The organism is Stutzerimonas stutzeri, from assembly GCF_000935215.1.
GTDB lineage: Bacteria > Pseudomonadota > Gammaproteobacteria > Pseudomonadales > Pseudomonadaceae > Stutzerimonas.
The window spans coordinates 1-4,382 of the sequence record NZ_JXXD01000074.1 but is presented as its reverse complement, the minus strand read 5'-3'; the positions used below and the strand labels follow the sequence as shown (position 1 = coordinate 4,382).

3 protein-coding genes are annotated in these 4,382 nt (G+C 66.8%); all 3 read right to left on the bottom strand.

Annotation, left to right across the window (positions count from 1 at the left end):
- Positions 1 to 421, bottom strand: a 421-nt coding sequence (locus tag LO50_RS09135; protein WP_044314784.1) for a hypothetical protein, incomplete at its 3' end; no start/stop codon positions are given.
- 130 nt (positions 422 to 551) lie between these two features.
- Positions 552 to 2,402 (bottom strand): exodeoxyribonuclease V subunit alpha, encoded by a 1,851-nt coding sequence (gene recD / locus LO50_RS09130; RefSeq protein ID WP_044314783.1) that lies wholly within the window; start codon positions 2,400 to 2,402, stop codon positions 552 to 554.
- 136 nt (positions 2,403 to 2,538) lie between these two features.
- Positions 2,539 to 4,382, bottom strand: a 1,844-nt coding sequence (locus LO50_RS09125) for a 3'-5' exonuclease (RefSeq protein ID WP_044314782.1), incomplete at its 5' end; no start/stop codon positions are given.

Genomic DNA, 4,382 nt, shown 5'->3' with positions numbered 1-4,382 from the left:
GCAGACGCAGCAGCATCAGCGCCATGCCGACACCCAGCGCGCCGAGTACCAGCAGCGGGCCGAGATAACCGAGGGCGTCCTGCAGCCAACCGAGCAGCAGGTGCAGCCATTCGGTGTGCAACGAGGCTTCGACTGCAACGTAACCGCCCTGCTCCCAGATCTGGTAGGCGGCGTACAGCGGGATCAGCGTCAGCGGCAGCAGGATCAGGCACAGCCAGTAGCCGCTGCGCCGGTACGCACCCAGCAGCCCCCATGGCAGGTAGGCGGCGCGAATCAGCTGGAAGAAGCAGACGATGTAATAGACCACCAGCAGCAGGGCGAAACCGCTGGCCACGGACGGCGCGAGCCAGAGTTCACGCAGCGCCGCGGTGCTGATGAACAGGCTGAGTGCGCCCCATAGCAGAAGAAAGAAGGTTCTCATCGCAAGTCCCGGTGTCGGCTTTTGGCGAAAGCGCATCGGAACAGAATTCCGAGCGCCATACGCACAACCGCTTCACGAAACAGGCGGCGATGAGCAGCGATCATGCCGGCTTCGAGCAGGCGCGCACGGTTTAGAACAGGCTGAGCTGATCGCTTTTTGGCTCATCTGGCTTGGCCGCCGGCACTGCCTCTGTGGCTCTGGTCTGAGCGCTGGGGAGGGCCAAGCGTTCGGCCAATCCTGCGGCGCGCTCGGCGCGGGTATTGACCGCTTCGGCCAGCCGCGCCGGCAGCGCCCAGATCTCCACCTTGCGCTTGGCGCGGGTGATGCCCGTGTAGAACAGCGAGCGCGTCAGCAGCGGGCTGGGCTGTTCCGGCAAGGCCAGCAGCACCTCGGTGAACTCCGAGCCCTGGCTTTTGTGCACGGTCATGGCGAAGGCACTGTCATGACTCGGCAACCGTGCCGGGGCAAAGCCACGATAGCCCTCGTCGCCCTCGAAGAACACCCGCAGCCCCTGCTCGGTTTTCAGACACAGGCCGATATCGCCGTTGAACAGGCCCAGGGCGTAGTCGTTCTGCCGGACCATCACCGCGCGGCCGGGGTACCAGCGTTCGCGCGCCGGCACGCTGAGGCGACGCTTGAAGCGGGCTTCCAGCGCCTCATTGATGCCGGTGACGCCAAAGGCGCCTTCGCGTTGGGCAGTCAGCGCGCGGAAACCGTTGAAGGCCTCGAACGCGGCGGATGGATCGGTCTGGCGTGCGGCCTGCAGATAGGTCGAATAGCCCTGCTCCAGTCGCTCGATCAATGCGGCGGACGTTGGCGTGGCATTCCAGACAAGATCGGCGCGGTTCTCCTGCAGCAGCGCCACCGTGCCCTTGGCGTCGCCGCCATTGATTCGCCGCGCCAGCTCGCCGATACCGCTGTCGCCGGCGAAGCGGTGGCTGTGGGTGAGCAGCACAACCGCATCGCCGAGGCGCGAGCGCGGCGTCTCGACCGGTACGGCCTGCCCGGTAATGCGTTGCAGATCGGTCGCGGCCTGACTATCGAAACCGCGCCCTTCACAGAGTTCGGCGAACACCGCGCCGGCCTCCACGGCGGCCAGCTGGTCCTTGTCGCCGAGTAGGATCAGTCTCGCCTTCGGCGGCAGCGCAGCGACCAGTTTGGCCATCAACGCCAGATCGACCATTGAGGCTTCGTCCACCACCAACACGTCCAACGCCAGCGGATGGGCCGCGTCATGGCGCACCTTCGGGCTGTCGCCGCGGCTGCCGAGCAGGCGGTGCAGGGTGCGCGCCTCGTCCGGCAGGGTGTCCTTGACGGCATCGCTGACCGGCAGATCGGCCTTGGCGTTGCGGATCGCTTCGGCCATGCGCGCCGCGGCCTTGCCGGTGGGCGCAGCGAGGCCGATGGCCAGGCGTTCGCCGCCGGGCTGCTCGAGCAGCGCCGCCAGCAGGCGTACCACGGTGGTGGTCTTGCCGGTGCCGGGGCCGCCGGAGATTACTGCCAAGCGGCGGCGTACTGCCTGGGCCGCGGCGAGGCGCTGCCAGTCGGGGCTTTGCTGATTGAAGGCGAACAAGCGCGCCAGGCTGTCGCTCAGCTGAGCTTCATCGACATCGGGTGCGTCCGCTGCGCGAGTCAGAAGCTGTTCCGCCAGTTGCTCCTCGTAGGCTTGGTAACGGGCCAGGTAGAGCCGGTCGCCAACGAGGATCAGCGGCGCGTAATCATCAGATGTGCCGATCAGAGGCGAGGCCTCCAGTTGCGCCCGCCAGGTTGCGAGCGCCGGCAAGCTGAGGTCGACCTCAGGCCAGGGGCGCTTGCCGGCGAAGCGTTGGAGCGGCAGGCAGACGTCTCCGGACGCCAGGGCTTCGCAGCAGAGCGCGGCGGCGAGCAGCACCGTTTCAGGGGTATCCGGCTCGAGGCGCTGCAGACTGGCGATGAAGGCGCGCTCCAGTGGGCCTAACGGAAGCTCGAATAGATTCGTCATCGTGGCGACCTCGAACCAGCAGAAACCCGCTGGCTGGCAGTACTCGTTCCGGCACCGCGGATCGCCAGCAAGCTGGCTCCTACAAGAGCGGGCGATCGCCCTTCGCGAGATAGGGCTCCTGCGAATATGAGGCGCATCATTTGCCCTCCTCGAACAATCGATCCAACGCATCGAGCAGCGCATCGTCCGGCCGCGCGAAGTAGACGCCAGCATCGGGCATGCCGCGCAGGAATAGGTAGAAGGCGCCGCCCAGCTGCTCGTCTTGAAAGTCCGCCAGCCGCTGGCGCAGGAAGCGACGCAGCGCCACCAGGTAGATCAGGTATTGCAGGTAGTAATGCTCGCCTGCCAACGCCTGCAGCAGCCGTTCGCCGCCGTAGTAGCTCGCATCCGGACCGAGCCAGTTGGATTTGTAGTCGGCGATGTACCAGCGGCCGTCGTGCTCGAAGGTCAGGTCGATAAAGCCCTTGAGAAAACCCTTGAGGCTGTCGAACTCCAACCGTGTCGCCGCTTCGCGCAATGGTTCGGCGAGGCCATTGGCCGGATCGACCAACAGGCTGCGCAGCCGCGTCACATCCAGGTCCCGCACCGGAAAAGTGAAGCCCAGTTCCGGCAGGCGTCTGGCCGATTGCAGCGCGGCGAGGGTCAGGCCGCCGCCATCCATATCGGTGTCGAGCACCTTTTGCAGATGGCCGATGGCGATTTCCTTCCACTCCAGCGGCAAACCGAAGGCCTGCAAAGCGGGTTCGACCAGCGCCTCCAGATCGCCTTTGCCGCGCGCCCAGTCTTCGAGGATGGCGTGCAGGCAGGTACCGGCCCGTGCACCGCGGGGGAAGGCGAAGAAGCCGCTGCCCGGCTCGCCGGCATCGGGGATGGCCAGGGCGTCGCGGTCGGGCGCTTCCATATGCATGCCGGCGGCAAGACCGGAAAAGCTGCCGATCCGCCAGGCACTGTGCAGGCTGCGATTGAGCTGTGATAGCTGCTGAGGCGGCGCGGCGCGGCCGGGGCCCTGTGCATTGGCTTCGCGCGACTCCAGCGGCAGGCAGGCCATATGGCCTTCGCTTCCCTGCACCAGTCGCTCGATGGCCAGGCGCAGGCTGCCGCCGTTGAGATCGGCCAGATGATTGCCCAGCTCACTCAACGGTTGCTCGCCAGGCAGTTCGCGGCCGTGTAGCAGCCAGGCCAGGGCGCTGCTGTGCAGACCTTCGTCCGCTAGGCTGCCATCCTTCTTTGGTTTGCAGAGATTCACAGGCCCCCAGTGCAACCAGAGCCGGTCGCGCGCGCGGGTCAGGGCGACATAGGCCAGGCGCAGCTGCTCGGCGAAGACCTCCTGACGGGCGCGTTCGAGGTTGTCCTCCAGCGCGTCGCTGCCGAGATCCAGCAGCGGCTGGCCATTAGCATCGTGGCAACGGGCGCTGTCGCGGTTCTTGCCGAGCAGCTTGCCGTCCCAGAGGAAGGGGCAGAACACCAGCGGGTATTCCAGGCCCTTGCTGGTGTGGATGGTGACGATCTGCACCCGCTCGGCATCGCTTTCCAGGCGAAGCAGGGCTTCCTCGCCAGCGCCTTCGCTACCTCGCTGCTGGTTGAACCAGGCGAGCAGCGGCTCAAGACCCGGGCGCAGCAGGCTTTCGGCTTGCAACAGTTCACCCAGGTGCAGGAGGTTGGTCAGCCGACGTTCGCCATCGACCCGCGCCAGCAGCCGTTCGGCCACCGCCTGCTCGTCGAGCCAGGCACGGAACACGCGCATGAAACCCTGCTGCTGCCAGAGCTGGTGGTAGCGCTCGGCGGCCTCGCGTTCGGCGTCCCACTGCTGCTGATCGTCCTGGCAGCGGGCAAGGTCGGCGGCGCTGCGGCCCAGCAGGCGCGTGGCCAGTGCATAGCGCAGCAGCCCTTCGCGACCGGGCTCGGCGTAGGCAGCCAGCACTGCGGCCAGCTCAGCCGCCTCCTCGCTGCGCCAGACGCTGTCACGCCCGCGGCGCACGC

Excerpts from the sequence above, each read along its gene's own strand:
- recD (WP_044314783.1), bottom strand. The coding sequence starts at position 2,402 with ATGACGAATCTATTCGAGCTTCCGTTAGGCCCACTGGAGCGCGCCTTC.